This window comes from Colwellia asteriadis, from assembly GCF_039523295.1.
Lineage (GTDB): Bacteria > Pseudomonadota > Gammaproteobacteria > Enterobacterales > Alteromonadaceae > Colwellia > Colwellia asteriadis.
The window spans coordinates 106,410-123,386 of the sequence record NZ_BAAAFA010000002.1 but is presented as its reverse complement, the minus strand read 5'-3'; the positions used below and the strand labels follow the sequence as shown (position 1 = coordinate 123,386).

16 protein-coding genes are annotated in these 16,977 nt (G+C 39.4%); 9 read left to right on the top strand and 7 right to left on the bottom strand.

What is annotated here, in order from left to right:
• Positions 1–42 precede the first annotated feature (42 nt).
• Positions 43–1,260, top strand: coding sequence for an alpha/beta hydrolase-fold protein (locus tag ABD005_RS03715; RefSeq protein WP_343815120.1), 1,218 nt, complete (start codon positions 43–45; stop codon positions 1,258–1,260).
• Between the two features lie 31 nt (positions 1,261–1,291).
• On the opposite strand, the gene recQ is transcribed toward ABD005_RS03715, so the two are convergent.
• Positions 1,292–3,115 (bottom strand): DNA helicase RecQ, encoded by a 1,824-nt coding sequence (gene recQ / locus ABD005_RS03710; RefSeq protein WP_343815117.1) that lies wholly within the window; start codon positions 3,113–3,115, stop codon positions 1,292–1,294.
• Positions 3,116–3,470: 355 nt separating this feature from the next.
• On the opposite strand from recQ, the gene ABD005_RS03705 reads away from it, so the two are divergent.
• The 7 genes from ABD005_RS03705 (at position 3,471) to rarD (ending at position 10,162) form a co-directional block, all read left to right on the top strand.
• Complete coding sequence (locus ABD005_RS03705; protein WP_343815114.1) at positions 3,471–4,154, top strand: ABC transporter ATP-binding protein; 684 nt, start codon at positions 3,471–3,473, stop codon at positions 4,152–4,154.
• Positions 4,139–5,104, top strand: coding sequence for an HlyD family secretion protein (locus ABD005_RS03700; protein ID WP_343815111.1), 966 nt, complete (start codon positions 4,139–4,141; stop codon positions 5,102–5,104). The genes ABD005_RS03705 and ABD005_RS03700 overlap by 16 nt, the downstream gene beginning before the upstream one ends.
• Complete coding sequence (locus ABD005_RS03695) at positions 5,101–6,294, top strand: efflux RND transporter periplasmic adaptor subunit (RefSeq protein WP_252738894.1); 1,194 nt, start codon at positions 5,101–5,103, stop codon at positions 6,292–6,294. Before ABD005_RS03700 ends, ABD005_RS03695 begins: the two co-directional genes overlap by 4 nt.
• A complete protein-coding gene (locus tag ABD005_RS03690; protein ID WP_343815105.1) occupies positions 6,291–7,547 on the top strand; it encodes an efflux RND transporter periplasmic adaptor subunit in 1,257 nt (418 codons plus the stop codon). The genes ABD005_RS03695 and ABD005_RS03690 overlap by 4 nt, the downstream gene beginning before the upstream one ends.
• The gene (locus ABD005_RS03685) at positions 7,548–8,783 is read left to right on the top strand and encodes an ABC transporter permease (RefSeq protein WP_215980122.1); all 1,236 of its coding nucleotides are present in this window, start codon (positions 7,548–7,550) and stop codon (positions 8,781–8,783) included.
• Between the two features lie 36 nt (positions 8,784–8,819).
• Positions 8,820–9,182 carry a DUF1304 domain-containing protein gene (locus ABD005_RS03680; RefSeq protein ID WP_343815102.1) on the top strand — a complete coding sequence of 121 codons (363 nt, stop codon included), beginning with the start codon at positions 8,820–8,822 and terminating at the stop codon, positions 9,180–9,182.
• A gap of 65 nt (positions 9,183–9,247) precedes the next feature.
• Complete coding sequence (gene rarD, locus ABD005_RS03675) at positions 9,248–10,162, top strand: EamA family transporter RarD (RefSeq protein ID WP_343815099.1); 915 nt, start codon at positions 9,248–9,250, stop codon at positions 10,160–10,162.
• Positions 10,163–10,245: 83 nt separating this feature from the next.
• Here rarD and ABD005_RS03670 read toward each other — a convergent pair whose 3' ends face one another.
• From ABD005_RS03670 to ABD005_RS03645, 6 genes are all read right to left on the bottom strand, one after another.
• Positions 10,246–11,502 (bottom strand): diguanylate cyclase, encoded by a 1,257-nt coding sequence (locus ABD005_RS03670; RefSeq protein ID WP_343815096.1) that lies wholly within the window; start codon positions 11,500–11,502, stop codon positions 10,246–10,248.
• A 49-nt stretch (positions 11,503–11,551) separates the two neighbouring features.
• A complete protein-coding gene (uvrD, locus tag ABD005_RS03665) occupies positions 11,552–13,726 on the bottom strand; it encodes a DNA helicase II (protein ID WP_343815093.1) in 2,175 nt (724 codons plus the stop codon).
• Between the two features lie 196 nt (positions 13,727–13,922).
• Positions 13,923–14,687 (bottom strand): HAD-IA family hydrolase, encoded by a 765-nt coding sequence (locus ABD005_RS03660; protein ID WP_215980117.1) that lies wholly within the window; start codon positions 14,685–14,687, stop codon positions 13,923–13,925.
• A 13-nt stretch (positions 14,688–14,700) separates the two neighbouring features.
• Positions 14,701–15,411 carry a DUF484 family protein gene (locus tag ABD005_RS03655; RefSeq protein ID WP_215980116.1) on the bottom strand — a complete coding sequence of 237 codons (711 nt, stop codon included), beginning with the start codon at positions 15,409–15,411 and terminating at the stop codon, positions 14,701–14,703.
• A gap of 49 nt (positions 15,412–15,460) precedes the next feature.
• A complete protein-coding gene (gene dapF, locus ABD005_RS03650) occupies positions 15,461–16,291 on the bottom strand; it encodes a diaminopimelate epimerase (RefSeq protein ID WP_215980115.1) in 831 nt (276 codons plus the stop codon).
• Complete coding sequence (locus ABD005_RS03645) at positions 16,291–16,482, bottom strand: LptM family lipoprotein (protein ID WP_343815086.1); 192 nt, start codon at positions 16,480–16,482, stop codon at positions 16,291–16,293. The genes dapF and ABD005_RS03645 overlap by 1 nt, the downstream gene beginning before the upstream one ends.
• 157 nt (positions 16,483–16,639) lie before the next feature.
• On the opposite strand from ABD005_RS03645, the gene cyaY reads away from it, so the two are divergent.
• On the top strand, positions 16,640–16,963 hold the full coding sequence (gene cyaY / locus ABD005_RS03640) for an iron donor protein CyaY (RefSeq protein ID WP_215980113.1): 324 nt from the start codon (positions 16,640–16,642) through the stop codon (positions 16,961–16,963).
• Positions 16,964–16,977: the final 14 nt, after the last annotated feature.

Genomic DNA, 16,977 nt, shown 5'->3' with positions numbered 1-16,977 from the left:
TTTATCCTAGCATAATTAAAGAATCAACTTAAAGGAACAAGTATGTATCGCATTCTATTAATATTATTAGCATTTATTTTACTACCCTTACATTCAAAGGCACTACACGCAAAAAACATCAGCACAAGCGACATCGTTATCGGTGAAAAAGTAATACTAAACTCTACAGTACTTAAAGAAGAAAGGGAGTTACTGATATATACCCCTAGCGATTACCATCCTAGTGAACAGTATCAGGTAATTTACCTATTAGATGGTCGATACCATTTTATTCCAACGGTTGGTATTGTTAGTTCATTAGTTGCTTCCGGTTTAATGCCTGATTCAATAGTGGTGGCGATCAAAACATCTATTAGGGTAAGGGATTATTTACCGCCAATTAAAGACAAACCATTAAGCGCTCAACAAAAGTGGATTCAAACTAAATTTCCACGCTTTGGCGGCACCGATAACTTCGTGCAATTTTTAGAAACAGAGCTATTTCCTTATATTGAGCAAAACTTCTCAACCCTACCAAATCGCACATTAATCGGTCACTCAAATGGCGGCGTTTTTGGCCTACATGCCTTACTAGCCCACCCAACCCTTTTCACTAATTATCTTATTATAAGTCCTGCACCTTGGTGGGGCGATCAAGAAATCGATAGCTTATTCTCCAAACAAGAAAGTAATGCGCCTCAAATTGCCCATAATGTTTTTCTCACGGTTGCAAACGAAAGCGGTAAATATTATTCACACGCCGCCAGATTTGCCGCTAACTTTTCTAGTAATTCCTCGCAAGCATTTACTTGGTACTTTGAACATTTACAAGAACAAACCCATCAAACAACCATATACCCTAGTATTCTTAATGGGCTCTCAACGCTCTATCAAGATTTTTATTTCGATCACTCAAGCACAGCAAACAAATACGTTCGTTTAGCTGATTTAGTTGAGTATTATGATGATTTATCTAAGAAATACATGTTTGAAGTTAAGATCCCTATTCAAGCATTTGTAGAATTAGCGGACTTACAGCTAGCTGCCAAAAATGAATCTGATGCCTTTGATACACTCAATTATTTTGTCAAATCCTATCCTGAATTAAGTTATGCACATCAAAATATAGCACATGCTTATATGAAAACTAAGCAATATGCATTAGCCAAGCAAAACTTTGAAAAAGCGCTGGAAATATCGAAACAGGAAACAGGCATTAGCTACACTGTAATTGACTATTTAAAAGATATGATCACAACAGCGGAAGCTAAGTTAAAGTAAACCGATGAACGTATTTACTGCTCAACACGTCTTAGTGTTGAGCATGTTCTTTAATCAAGGCTAAAAACGGTTGCCCATAACGGGCGAGTTTAACCTCACCAATGCCACTAACGCTAAGCATTTGATTATTGGTGGTTGGTTGTACTCTAGCTAATTCAGAGAGTGTGGCATCGTTAAAAACAATAAACGGCGCAATATCTTCAGCATCAGCAATGGTTTTACGTAGCTCTCTCAGCTTAGTAAATAAGGCACGATCGTAACTTTTTTGCGGCGTTTTCTGTTGCCAGTAACTGGCTTTTTGTAAACGTGGGCTCGCTAACATTAACGGCTCTTCGCCTTTTAGCGCACTCCGTGAAGCTTCGGTTAAACATAACGTTGATTGCTGCTCTATATCTTGTTGTAAGTAGCCTAAGTGAATGAGCTGACCAATAATGGCGTACCAGTAACCCGGCGTTTTACCTTTGCCAATACCAAAGGTAGAAACCTTGTCGTGCTCAAACTGTTTAACCTTAGCGGTTAACTCACCGCGCAACACATCAATCACATGGTTAATATCACCCTGTTGCTTGATACGAAATACACACGACAATACTTTTTGCGCCTCAACCGTACCGTCAAATTGGCTTGGTGGATCAAGACAAATATCGCAGTTACCACAACCTTTTTCTGTGTATTCAGCAAAGTAATTAAGTACCACTTGTCGGCGACAAGTTTGGGCATCAATAAAACCGTTCATTGCTTCAAAACGCTGCATTTCTACATTCACACGTTGCGGATTTTCACCTTCGCTAATACGCTTTTTAATACGGGCAACATCTTTTTCATCGACTAAAAATAGCGCTTCTGCATTTAAGCCATCACGCCCCGCGCGACCTATTTCTTGATAGTATGACTCAAGCGTACGTGGTGGCTCATAATGAATAACATAACGCACGTTGGGTTTGTTAATGCCTAAACCAAAGGCAACAGTTGCCACTACTATTTGAATATTATCTTTGGTGAAACCTTCTTGCACCATAGAGCGAATTTCACTCTCCAAACCCGCATGATAAGCGGCGCAGTTAATACCACTTGCTCCTAAATATTTAGAGAGTTTTTCTACCTGCCAGCGGCTATTACAATAAATAATACCGCTGTCTTCACCCTTCTTTTTGATATAACCAAGTAGCTGTTTTTCACCGTTATATTTTTGCGCTAAGGTAAAGCGGATGTTTTTTCGATCAAAGCTATCTAAGTGAATATAAGGGTTGTGCAGCGCCAGCTGGTTTAGAATATCTTTGCGGGTAGTAACATCTGCAGTAGCCGTTAATGCCATTACCGGCACATAAGGAAACTGTTCTTTTAAGCATTGCAGCTTAGTATATGCTGGACGAAAATCATGGCCCCACTGGGAAATACAGTGCGCCTCATCAATAGCAAACAAACTCAATGGTAACTGACGTAAGCTTTGTAAAAAGTAATAATTGGTTAAGCGCTCTGGCGCCACATACAGCAGTTTAATTTCACCTTGCCCTAACTTAGTGAAAATTTCATTGATCACTTCGGGTGCTAAACTCGAATTAATAAACGCCGCTGAAATACCTTGGCGAGTTAAGCTATCAACTTGATCTTTCATTAACGCAATTAACGGAGATACCACCACAGTAACACCGGGTAATAATATTGCCGGTAATTGGTAACACATTGATTTACCGCCACCTGTTGGCATTAACACTAAAGAGTCTCGCCCTTGCAGTAAATTGTTAATAATATCTTCCTGCCCCACTCGAAAGCTCGTATAACCAAAATGGTGTTGTAGTGTTTCAAGTAATAGCGCTGAGTTATCAGTGTTTGTATCTGGGGTTTGGGTATTCAACAGGAAGATCTTCAAATAATTACAGGTCAGAGTATAAAAGTATTTTACCTCACAGCGCCGCTGAAAAAATATTTATTTTATCTAAGCCTATACTGTTCGTTTAAGTGTGCCAATACACACTTTGTTACATTTGTGATTGCAGCTTATTTTTCTTAATGATTTCGTTATCTCAGCTCAAAAACAAAGGCTTATTGCATCGTTACTTTCTCAGTAATAGCATCATCTACAGTTAATAATGAAGAGCAACCTTATTCGTTATTTGCTTTCACAAAAAATTAACAATACATTACTAGGCTAAGTTTTAAGCGCTGATAAAGGTTTAAAATTAATTCCTGCATAAAAATTGAGAGCGCCTGTGATAACCGTTAATAATATAAGTCGTATTTACGGCGAAGGAAGTGCGCAAGTAAATGCGCTTTCTAATGTATCTTTACATATAGAAGAAAACGAATTCGTCGCGATTATGGGCACATCAGGCTCAGGCAAGTCGACCCTAATGAATATTTTAGGCTGTTTAGATACACCAGACAGCGGTGAATACTTGTTATCTGGCGAGTCTGTAAAAAATATTGATGACGAATCCCTCTCGCAAATTCGTAACCAAAAAATAGGCTTTATCTTTCAAACCTTCCATTTATTACCTCGACTAACTGCGCAAGATAATGTCAGTTTACCATTACGCTATAGTCATGTTGGCAGTGAAGAAGCCGATAGCAGAGCCATAGAAATGCTTGAAAAAGTTGGACTAACCTCACGCGCACATCACAAACCTTTTGAAATGTCTGGGGGACAACGCCAGCGTATCGCCATCGCTAGGGCGTTAGTTAATAAGCCTAAAGTAATTTTTGCCGACGAACCTACGGGTAACCTTGATTCAAAAACCTCCCACGAAATTATGGACTTACTCTGTAAACTACACCAACAAGGCCAAACTATTATTATGGTAACGCACGAAGAAGACATTGCCGCGTATGCTAACCGTATTATTCGCATGAAAGATGGTCATGTTATTGAGGATAAAACATGCGTAAAACAATAACTCTTTTACTAAGCGCCTCGTTAATATTATTAAGCTTGGTCAGTAATGCGGAGCAAAAGCTACTGCTTTCTGGACGTATAAATGCGGCTGACAACCAAACATTTTACGCCCCTAAAACCGATAACTGGCGTGTGCAATTACAGTGGATGCTACCTGAAGGCGAAATTGCCAAAAAAGGTGATTTAGTTATTGTTTTTGACAGTGGCTCTATCCAATCAGCAATAGAACAAGGTGAAGTCAACTTAATCACCGCACAAGAAGAGTTACACCGCATTACCAGTCAAGCTAAACAAGACTTACTGGAAGCCGAATTTGCCGCCAAACGTACCGCATTACTATTAGATAAAGCTCGTATTGATGCAGCCATTACCGAAGAGTTTCTCAGTCAATTTGAGTTTGAAACAAATCAATTAAACTTCGAGAAAGCTTTAGTTGATAACCTCAAAGCAAAAGAATCATATCAGCGTACTCAAATCAAAAATGACGTCGCTATTACCAAGCAAAAATTAAAAATAACACGCGAGTTGCAGCAACTTGAATATAACCGAATAAAGCTTACCCAAATGAGTGGTTATGCGCAACGCAGCGGACCAGTACTTTACGGTACTCATCCTTGGAATGGCGAAAAGGTGTTCGTCGGTATGACCGCGCAACCTTCATGGAAAATAGCAGAAATTCCATCATTAAAAGATCTGTTTATTGAAGCTTGGGTACATGAAGTCGATTATAAAAAAATACAATTAGGCGACAGTGCGAGCCTCACTTTTGATGCTTTCCCTGCAAGTACCTTTTCAGCCAAACTTACTGAGATATCAACTCAGCCAGAAGAACGTAAAGAGTGGGGAAATGATGTTTATTATCGTACTGTATTTACTTTTAGCAACACCGGCAACATTACGCCACTACCCGGTATGAGTGCATTACTTGAACTACAGGAAAAGCAATCATGAAATTAATGGCCAAACAAGTCCGTTTATCTGGGCTATTAATTGCTTCACTATTAGCGTTAAGTGGCTGCGAACAAGTTGCTACCATAAACGTAAAGCAAGAAACGGTAGAACTTACAGTAACCACAAGCGCTGAAGTAGAATCAAAGAAAACCGCTTTGATCTCACCTCCGTCAGTAAAGCGTATGTGGCAATACCAAATACAGCAAATTATTCCCGAAAACAGTGAAGTAAAAAAAGGAGACTTACTCGTTTCCTTTGATAGCAAAAAAGTTTCCGATTTACTTATTGATAAAAATGCCGAGCTAAAACAAGCTAAACAAGAATTAGAAAATAAAACCTTTCAAGAATCTGCGAATGAAAAAACACTGGTGTTAGCGTTAGCCGAAATGCAAATGGAATTTGAAAAAGCGAAACGCAGAGCCGAAATTATTGATAATAGCCGTTCAGTTAACGATAGAAAAAAATCTGAAATTGATTTTACCATCGCTACCAATGATTTATTTCTTGCAAAAGAAAAGCTCAAATTTCATCGCACCAATACTTTACTTAACCTAAAAATAGCCACTGCTAAAGTTGAGCGATTAACTGCAGAGTCGGCTGTTTTACAACGTGACATTGAACGTCTGCAAGTAAAAGCCCCAATGGATGGAATGGTTATTTATATTGCCAACTGGCAAGGAGAAAAACCCGCAAAAGGTGAAAGCATTCAATTTGGACAACCTGTTATTGAGCTTGCCGTTGCCGATGAATTACAGCTCAAAGCGCAAATTTCAGAGCCAGACAGTGGAAAAATAGCCCTCGGGCAAAAAGTTAAAATCACCATAGATAGCGTGCAAGAACAAAGCTTTCAAGGAGAAATCGTTAAATTAGCCAGTGTTTTTAGAGATAAATCGACACGCGATAAGCGTCGAATTTTTGATACTACCATTGCCTTAGATAATAACATTTCGGCTGATGATATCGCGGCTATGCGACCAGGTATGGTCGCCCGTGTTGAGATAATTACCCAGGTTATTGAAAACGCACTCACCTTACCTATCTCATCAATAAAAACCACTAATAATCAGTCTAGTGTCACTATTATTAATGCCTTCAACCAAACCGAAGCTCTTATTGAAACTTCAGCAGTACTTGAACAAAAAGTTGTTATAAAGTCAGGTGTTACACTAGGAGATACGGTTGCATTATGATTATTTTCACAAGCCTTATTAAACAAGCTGTATTTCAACTCACCAGTGCTTACAAAAAACACCGTATCACACGAGTATTGATGGCGTTATTGCTTGCTGGCAATATCGTTGCTTGCAGTGAACCAGAAGACACCCCAATACTTTATACCGTAACAGAAAAAGAGCACCTTATTACGGTACCGGCTAAAGGCGAATTATTTGCTGATACCTCAACGGTTATTAGCGCCCCTATGTCAAATAACGGCGTACAAATGATTGCTTGGTTAGCCCCTGAATTTTCAACCGTAAAAACCGGTGATGTCATTGCCCGCTTTGATGGCGAAGCAATGCAATTAAGTAGCGAACATCATAAAAACAAACAAGCCTTAACCCAGCAAGATATTATTGAAATGCAGGCAAAACTTGCTTTAGAGCAAAATAATATTAATAAAGACATTGGTATAGTGAATAAAGAAGAGTCTTTTGCTGAGCAATTTTCAATAGATGATGTCCGAATTCGCTCTAAATTAGATATTATCGACTCACTGCAAAACCTCGCCTATCTCAGTACTAAACGCGAACATTTACACTGGCAAAATGATCGCTTTGGCGATAGCTCTAAAGGGGATATGAGCTTATTAAAAATGCAAGAGCAGCAGCAAAGCGACAAACTATCACAACTCGATAGCAGCCTATCGCAATTAGAAGTAAAAGCACCCCATGATGGTTTACTAGTATATAAAGCCAATTGGCGTGGTGAAAAAGTAAGAGAAGGCCAGCCATTATGGCCAGGGCAAAAAATTGCTGAACTGCCCGACATTACAGTCATGAAAGCAAAAGTATTTGTATTAGAAAATGAAGCGTTGTCATTAACTAAAGATAAAGCCGTCACTTTTCATTTAAATGCATATAGCGAGCAAGTTTTTCAAGGTACTGTTGAGTCTGTTGCACCTTTTCCTAAAACAATTAAGCGTGGCGACCCTCAAAAATACTTTGAAGTGATTGTGAACTTAGCCACACAAAATACCGCGCTATTTATGCCTGGCAGTAAAATAGATGCCAATATTATTATCGCTAAGTCTAAGAATAAACTGCTTATCCCTCTGCAAAGTGTTTTTTCTAAGAAGAACCAAACCTATGTCTATCTTTACCAAAATAACGACTTTTTGGTACAGCCTGTCACTTTAGGCGAAGCCAGTTTGAGTCATGTTGAGGTGATTACCGGCTTAACCAAAAATCAGCAAATTGCGCTAACTGATAAGGACAAAAACTAGATGAAGTACTTAGCGTTATTAATCGATACTTTTGCTGAGCTGAGAGAGCACAAGCTACGCACATTATTGACCTTATTAGGTATGATATTTGGTGTTGGCGCCGTTATTGCCATGTTAAATATAGGCGAAGGCGCCGAACGTGAGGCCATGAAAATGATCAATACCATGGGCTTACACAACATTATTATTGAGGGAAAAACTTTTGATGATAAAGAGCTGCAAGAACAGCGTAAACATTCCAGTGGTTTAACCATTCGCGATGGCGACATTATTACTAAATCACTGCCTTTTGTGAGCCAATACAGCGCGCAAAAGCTTATTGACACCTACACTATTTTTAGCGCCCAAGGCAAAAGTGATGGTGAAGCGGTAGGGGTGAGCCCAAGCTTTTTTGAATTATCTCAATTTAGCTTAACTGCTGGGAGATTACTTAATGTACAAGACAATAATCAATTTTCTCAAGTTGCACTATTAGGCTCATCAACTGCTAAGCAGCTTTTTCCTATGGGTGACGCTGTCGGTAATAAAATCAAAATAAATCATTTGTGGTTTGATGTTGTTGGCGTTTTAGCGTCACCATACCTTAAAAAAGAAGAATTCCAAGGTATCAAACTCGGCGGTGATCAAAACCAAGTATTTATCCCACTAAAAACAGCAATGCATAAATTCGCCAGTTCACCTTTGGCAAGTGAAGTCACTAGCCTTAAAATAAAATTAGAGGAAAGTGTAGACGCTATTGCCGCAGCCAAAGCGGTTAGTCATTTATTAAATCGACGCCATAATGAAGTAGACGATTACAATTTAGTAGTACCTGCGGCATTACTTGCCCAACAAAAGCAAACCCAGCAAATTTTTAATATTGTTATGTCATGCGTTGCTGGTATTTCACTGTTAGTGGGCGGCATCGGCATTATGAATATTATGCTTGCGACTGTATTAGAGCGCACCAAAGAAATAGGATTGCTACGCGCTATTGGCGCTACGCAAAAAGACATTCAAGTACAGTTTATTGCTGAGAGTTTCACCATTTCTATTTTAGGCGGCATTCTCGGTGTTGTTTTTGGCATTGCGCTTTCAGAACTAATTGCCATGTATTCACAATGGGCAGTATCGTGGTCTATTAGCGCAATTGTACTGTCGTTTAGCATTTGTGCTATTGTCGGTTTAACTTTTGGCGTTTATCCTGCAATTAAAGCATCAAAGTTAAATCCTATTGACGCTTTACAAAGTGATTAAGCTAAAGCTACCCATTTTTTAAACAGGTCAAATATTATGGAATATTTATCAACGTTGTTAGTAGCTATAGTCGCACTTGAACATTTATATATTCTGGTGTTAGAAATGTTTTTATGGACTAAACCACGAACACGAAAAATATTCGGTATAGCCCCAGAAAACGTCGCAATCACAAAAAAAATGGCCGCTAACCAAGGGCTTTATAATGGCTTTTTAGCGGTCGGGCTACTCTGGTCTTTATTACACCCGGAGCCATTTTTTGCTCTTCAGCTCAAAATATTCTTCCTTTCTTGTGTTTTGGTGGCGGCTTTATACGGCGGTTTTTCAGTGAAAAAGAACATTCTGCTGATTCAAGGCTTACCTGCATTATTAGCACTGGTGAGTTTATTTTTGGTATAAGCGTTATAGCTGATTGATAGCATGCTATTATAGCTTGGTGTATTGCCTTTATTTCGACAAAAACAATGAGTTCTCCTTCCACATTATCTACATCAGATAATAACCGCAGCGGCTACATTAATGCCGTAAGCGCTTATGTGATGTGGGGCTTTGCGCCCATCTATTTCAAATTATTAACCGATATTGCCCCCGGTGAAATATTAATTCACCGTATTTTATGGTCGAGTGTCTTTTTACTGTTACTGGTTGTGGTAATGAAAAAGTTACCCCAGTTTATCAATGCTTGCCAGCAACCGAAAATTATTGCCAAGCTCGCTTTATCTGCAAGTTTGCTCGCGGTTAATTGGTTTTTATTTATCTGGGCTGTCAATAACAATCATATGCTTGATGCCAGCTTAGGTTATTACATTAACCCCTTGTTTAACGTGCTGTTAGGCGTGATTTTCTTTCAGGAGCGTTTACGTAATAATCAGCTGATTGCTGTTGCTTTAGCTTTCGTGGGCGTATTAATACAATTAGTCGTCTTAGGCACTTTACCAATAATTTCGCTGGCACTCGCAAGTAGCTTTGCATTTTATGGTTTGATTAGAAAGAAAATGCAAATAGACTCGTTTATCGGCCTGCTGATTGAGTCACTATTAATGCTACCCGTTGCCATTATTTTTTGGTGGTTCTTCGTTGATAGTGATACCAGTAACATGTTCAATAATAGTTTGAACCTTAATGCGCTATTAATTGTTGTTGGGTTAGTGACTACCGCACCTTTATTGTGCTTTACTGCCGCAGCTAAGCGCTTAAACTTATCTACGTTAGGCTTCTTTCAATATATGGGCCCTAGTATTATGTTTTTACTGGCAACGTTTTATTATCAAGAGCAAATAAAACCTGCTGAGTTGATGACCTTTATTTGTATTTGGGCAGCATTGGCTTTATATAGCCTAGACTCGTGGAAAACGATGAAGCGAGCCAAAATGGCTTAATAGATAAAAGCGTAGTTTTTATTGTTTATCGAGTATTTGGGCTATTTAACAAGCAATAAAAACTACATTGTTTAACAAGGTGTTTACTCTTCTTCTGCCCCTGATATTGTTATTTGATTACGGCCATTTTCTTTGGCGACATATAAGGCACTATCAGCCAAGTTAATTTGCTGTGATAAACTTTCACTACTATCGAATACCACGCCAATACTAACACTAGTAGATATATGCTCCTCACCTATCGGCATTGAAGCGACGGCTATTTCTCGTCTAAAATCATCAAGTTTATTATAAAGTTGGTCAGTATCTACACCATGTAATAACACCGAAAATTCTTCACCGCCTAAACGCGCTGTTAAACCGGCACCAAAATGTTTACGCATATATAATGCAATAACTTTTAAAACCTGATCACCTGCCTCATGACTATAGTTATCGTTCACTTTCTTAAAGTGATCTATGTCTATCATGGCTAATACGTACGGGACTTTACGCTTAACATACTCAACAACACGCTGCTCAGCACTGCGGAAAAAGGATCTACGGTTCGAAAGGTCTGTTAAATAGTCGGTATTTGCCGCATGTTGAATTTTTGCAATATTATTTAAACTTTCAATGTTTTGCGTAATACGGCAATAAAATTCTTCCGGACAAAATGGTTTACGTAAGAAATCATCAGCACCATTTTTAATAAAACGAGCCGAATGAATGCCATTACTTGCCCCTGAAATACCAATAACGGCAAGCTGCTCGCGCGAATACTTTTTACGTATTTCATTGGTTAATTCAATACCACCCATTTCAGGCATTTCTAGATCGGTAATCACCATTTTTATATTTTTATGCTGCGCTAATTTTTCCAGCGCTTGTATACCATTGTTAGCGGTATGCACCACAAAATTACGACGTTTTAATAACTCAACAATATGATTACGCGCCGCAGATGAGTCATCAACCACCAAAATTGCGTTGTCACCATTGGTTTGTTGCCAATGTAAAATGCGTTTTAAGTATAAAAAAGCTTGGCTATTTTCTTTAGGGATATAGTCAATAACTGGCTGCGCAAGAATTTTTTGACGAGTGTCATCGTCCATTTTCCCGGTAATAACCACGCCAGGAATACCATGTGATAAGACACAGGCAATGGCTTCACCATCAAGAGCATCAGGTAAAGAATAATCAATGGTTGCCACAAAGAAGTCATTATCGTGAGACAGTAACTCTTCAACTTCTGCTAGACTGGTCGCTACCACAACCTCATACTTCAAAGAACGGGCTATTTGTTTAATTACCGTAGCAATGGGTTTACTGTCTTCTACAACTAACAATCTTTGTGACATATTTACCTCGAATAAATAATAGTGCCGAAGTGTAGTTATTACATATCGACTATATTGCTTGTAGGTTAGCGTACTCAACAACTAACCATTTACTACCTACGTCTGCAAAGTTCACTTGAATACGACTTTGCGCGCCACTACCTTCATAGTTAAGTACAACGCCTTCACCAAATTTAGCATGCTTAACATTTTGCCCTAATTTGAACCCTGTGTTTTCAAAGGTTTCTAAGGTTATAGTATTTGAAAACTTGCCAACATTTTTAGGTCGTGATACTTGGCTTTGCATACGTATTTCTTCAACGCATTCTTCTGGTAACTCACGTAAAAAGCGACTCGCTTTATGATATTTTTCTTGTCCGTAAAGGCGGCGACTTTCTGCATGACATAAGTATAGCTTTTTCATCGCCCTTGTCATGCCGACATAGCATAAACGTCGCTCTTCTTCTAAACGACCTATTTCTTCAACCGATTGTTGTGATGGGAACATGCCTTCTTCTAGACCTGCAATAAAGACTAATGGGAATTCTAAGCCTTTCGCTGAGTGCATGGTCATTAGTTGCACAGCCGCTTCATATTCATCTGCTTGCGACTCACCTGACTCTAACGCTGCATGCGTTAAAAATGAAGTTAACGGTGTTTGTTCTTCCAGTAACTCTGGATCACTTTCAAAGGTTTGACACGCTGTGACTAGCTCATTTAAGTTTTCAATACGCTGCGCTGCACGCTCGCCTTTTTCGGCTTGGTACATTGCCTTTAAGCCACTTTGATTAATCACTAAGTTAGCTTGTTGGTCTAAATCTAAATTGCCGCTGTCATCTTCTAGTTGATCAATTAAGTTAATAAAGCTGGTAATCGTTTTAGCGCTACGCCCTTTCAGCTGCTCTGCTTGCAGCATTTGCTGACAGGCCTGCCATAACGTAGTTTCAGCACCTCGTGCCGCATCGCGAATAATTGCCACGGTTTGGTTACCAATACCGCGCGTTGGTGTATTAATAATGCGCTCAAAAGCCGCATCATCATCACGATTATTAATTAAGCGTAAGTACGCTAGCGCATCTTTAATTTCTTGACGTTCGAAGAAGCGCTGACCGCCGTAAATTCTATACGGTAACTGCCCTTGTAATAAGGCTTCCTCAAGTAAACGTGATTGTGCATTAGAGCGGTATAAAATCGCTACCTCATCTAACTTGCCACCGTTATCACGCCATTGTTTAATGCGTCCAGCAATAAAGCGTGCTTCATCAATTTCATTAAAGGCTGTATAAATTGAAATTTTCTCGCCGGCATCGCCATCAGTCCACAGCTCTTTACCCATACGGTTGCTGTTATTGCCAATCAATTTATTCGACGCATTCAAAATATTAGCGGTCGAGCGATAGTTCTGCTCTAATCGTATCGTTTGGGCATCATTGTACTCTGCTAAAAATCGTTCAATATTTTCAATTTTTGCGCCACGCCAGCCATAAATTGATTGGTCATCATCGCCAACAATCATCACTTTGCTTTGCGCTTTACCTAGCATAGTTAACCACGCATATTGAATAGCGTTGGTATCTTGAAATTCATCCACCAGTACATGAGCAAAACGCTGTTGATAATGTGACAGTAATTCTGGGTTATGCAGCCACAACTCATGTGCACGTAACAATAATTCGGCGAAATCGACTAAACCTGCACGGTCACAGGTGTCTTGGTAGGCTTTATATACTTTCACAAACAGCTCTTCACTTGGGTCAAACTGTGCATCAATATGCTGTGGACGTAAGCCTTCATCTTTTTTGCCATTGATGTACCACACAAACTGTTTAGGTGGCCATTTTTTCTCGTCTAATTCTAATGAACGAACAATACGTTTAACCAAACGAATTTGGTCGTCACTGTCTAATACCTGAAAGCTTTGCGGTAATTTAGCTTCTTGAAAATGCATACGCAACAAACGATGCGCTAGCCCATGGAAAGTGCCAATCCACATGCCATGAGTATTACCATCAACGGTTTGCTCAACCCTAGCACGCATTTCAGCTGCGGCTTTATTGGTAAACGTTACCGCTAAAATACTATGAGGAGAGACGTTTTCAACTTTCATCAACCAAGCAATACGCTGTACTAACACACGAGTTTTACCTGATCCTGCCCCCGCTAACACCAACATATTTTGCTTTGGTGCGGCAACAACATCACGTTGTCTGTCATTAAGAGAGTCGAGTAGTTCTGAAACATCCATAGGGAGAAAAGCCTTAAATTTTGGTCTGTGATTGGGCTAACCTTGCGTAAAAGTGGCCGCTGTTATGGTATTTATTTGTTGCAAGCTTACTTAGTCATTAGGTTTGTTGAGGCTCTTTTCATGGTAAAGCCTTACGAAAAACTGTTATTATATACAGTAGATTAGCATTAGTAAAACATGCATAAAATAGTGAATGCTAGTAGTTAAGCAATCGCGTTAATTCGCACACATCATTTAGTTCAATATGCGGTAACTGCTTTAGTGCTTTACCCACGCCGTAATGTGGTAGCCACACGGTTTGACAGCCTGCTTCAAGGGCACCATGAATATCAGCTAAGCCACAATCTCCGACATGCAATAATTCGCTAGGTAAAATATTAAGTTGCTGACAAACGCGATCAAACATATCAGTTTCGGGTTTTTGTTTGAGTAATTCGCCCTGTTGCTGATGCTGCTGTATAAACTCTTCAGGCTGATAGCCGGCATGGTAAATATGGATAAAATACTGATCTATGCCTAAGGCTTTGGTATCAACATTACCGTTACTAATCGACACCAACGGGTAATGTTGACTTAACGTTGCAAGCAAATCAATACTTGCCTGCGGTACACTAAAGTCACTACGTAACTCAATAAAATAATCTAATGCCGCTTTTGCTTGCTGTTGAGCTGTTGTGTCATCAAAGTTACGATCTAATAACCCCAAGCGATAACTTTCATAGCGTAGTGCCACCACGTCATGCGTGATATCGGGCGACTTCTTAATCGCTGCATCGCGATATTGCGCCCAATAACGGCGGTTAAACACGGTTTTTTCAGTAACACCAGTATTTAACAAGTCATCGAAATAGCTCACCATTTTTTTCTCAATAGCGATCATGATGGGCTTGTTGTTATAAAGGGTATCATCAAGGTCAAAACTAATGGCTTTAAAAGTATTTAAACGGCGATAAAACTGCATTAATAATTGGTCTCTAAGCGGTAGGTAAAGCTAAGTGCTGCATTAATAGTTTAGCGACTAAGCGCTTAAACTGGCTCAATAATAGTGTATCCATACGAGGATCGAAGTGATGGGCATCTTTGCTGCTAATCGCTAAAAATCCTAAGGTTTTTTCATCATGTACCAGCTTAATTAATACCACTGATCCCGTGCATTGCTGAGAAAAAATCAGCGCTTGTTCGCTCGCTTGTAAACGACCAAAGTAATATTCTTCGTGTGTTAAGCGGTTTTGCATTACACCGGTACAATCATTTTCAGATAAGCAATGGTGCGATATACCTGCCGTGCTGCTATCAACTAGCCATAACTTAAACGCCGACAATGATAATAATTCAGTGGTAGTTTGGTGTAAGCAATCAAGTAACTCACCCGCACTTTGACAATCAAGTAAACGTAAATATAAATCACTATAAAGTGAGAACAATTGTTCGTTATGATTAGCAACCGACATTAACTGCGTAATTTCATCTTCTAAGCCGTGTACCTTTACACGCAATTGCTGCTGCTGTCGCTCAACTAAAGAAACAGTGCCTCGTTGCTCATCTTGTAAACGCAAACCACTCATTAAGCTTGGATTACGATTAAAAAATTCAGGGTTATCTTGCAAGTAAGTGAGTACCAACTCATCTGTTAACGGTATTTCGTCGGCATTAATACTTTGCTGTATATCGTTTACATCATTCATAGTTATTCTTTCTATTAGTCACTGCTATTAATAATTATAGGGGTATTATCTAAATTGATAATTGACCATCAAAGACATGCACCGCTGGCCCCGACATTTTTACCGGGTGACCTGGGCCTTGCCAAAAAATTCGTAATTTTCCACCGGGTAATTCTACCGTGACTTGTTTAGCGAGTTTTTTCTGCATTTGGCCAATAGCCACAGCAGCACAAGCCCCACTGCCACAGGCTAATGTTTCAGCCGCGCCTCGCTCATAAACCCGTAATTTAATATAATTGGGAGCAACTATTTCCATAAAGCCAACATTGGCATCTTCAGGAAAACGCTCGTGAGTTGATAACTCGTAACCTAACTGTTCAACGGGCGCATCAAGTACGCTGTCAACGGTTACCACACAGTGAGGATTACCCATAGACACTGCGCCACATAACACAGTTTCACTATCGCTACGTAAAATATAGGTACCTTCTGTTTTTTGCGCAGTAAACGGAATTTTAGCCGGTTCAAATTGTGGTACTGGCATAGTCACCGAAATATTACCGTCGCGCTCAATGTGCAAATTCATTTTGCCCGTGCTGGTCGACACTTTAATTTTATGCTTATTGCATAAACCTTTCATACGCACAAACTTAGCAAAGCAACGAGCGCCATTACCACACTGCCCTACTTCACTGCCATCGGCATTGTAAATACGGTAATGAAAGTCTAAATCGGGATCATAAGGCGGCTCAACTACTAACAGTTGATCAAAGCCAACACCAAAGTTTCTATCAGCAAACTGCATAATTTGCTCTTTCGATAAATAAACATTTTGTGTGACATTATCAAGCACTAAAAAGTCGTTACCCAAGCCATGCATTTTTGAAAAGTTTACTAACATTACGGTGACTTCTTTACTGGGGTTTCAACAGGTTGCTTATTCTTGGTGGTACTCTCATCAACATCTTCGTTATTTTCAACCGCCTCAGGCGCAGGAGTTTGATATAAATCACCTTTAGCACCGCACCCAGACAAGAGTGTCAGCATTAAAAATGTCACCAAAAGCACAAAATTTAAGGATTTGTTTTGCATAATTTGCCATTTCTGCCATGAAAGTCGTTTCAATCAAGCTTTTTTGCTTAACTTAACAGGTATTTATTTTATCTGATTGCTATTATACTCACATGCTTTAGCGAACTTAAAGACATTATCTGTTTGGCAAGCTTTGCCACCCAGGAAAGGATAAACAATGAACGATAGTCAATATAACCTAATCACCGATGAATTATTACTTGCTGTCGAAGAAGCAATTGAAAATACCGGTGTCGACATTGATTATGAAGGTGTTAGCGGACTACTGACGCTTACCTTTAAAAACACCACAAAAATCATTATTAACAAACAAGCACCCTTGCACGAAATCTGGGTCGCGACCAAGTTTAATGGTCATCACTTTCATCTTGAAAACGAACAATGGATAGATAAACGTGGTGGTGAAGAATTTTGGCAGTTTTTATCAAGCGCGGTAAGTACACAAGCCGAGGTTTCGGTAACATTAAGCGCTGAAGAATAGCTCAATAATAGATT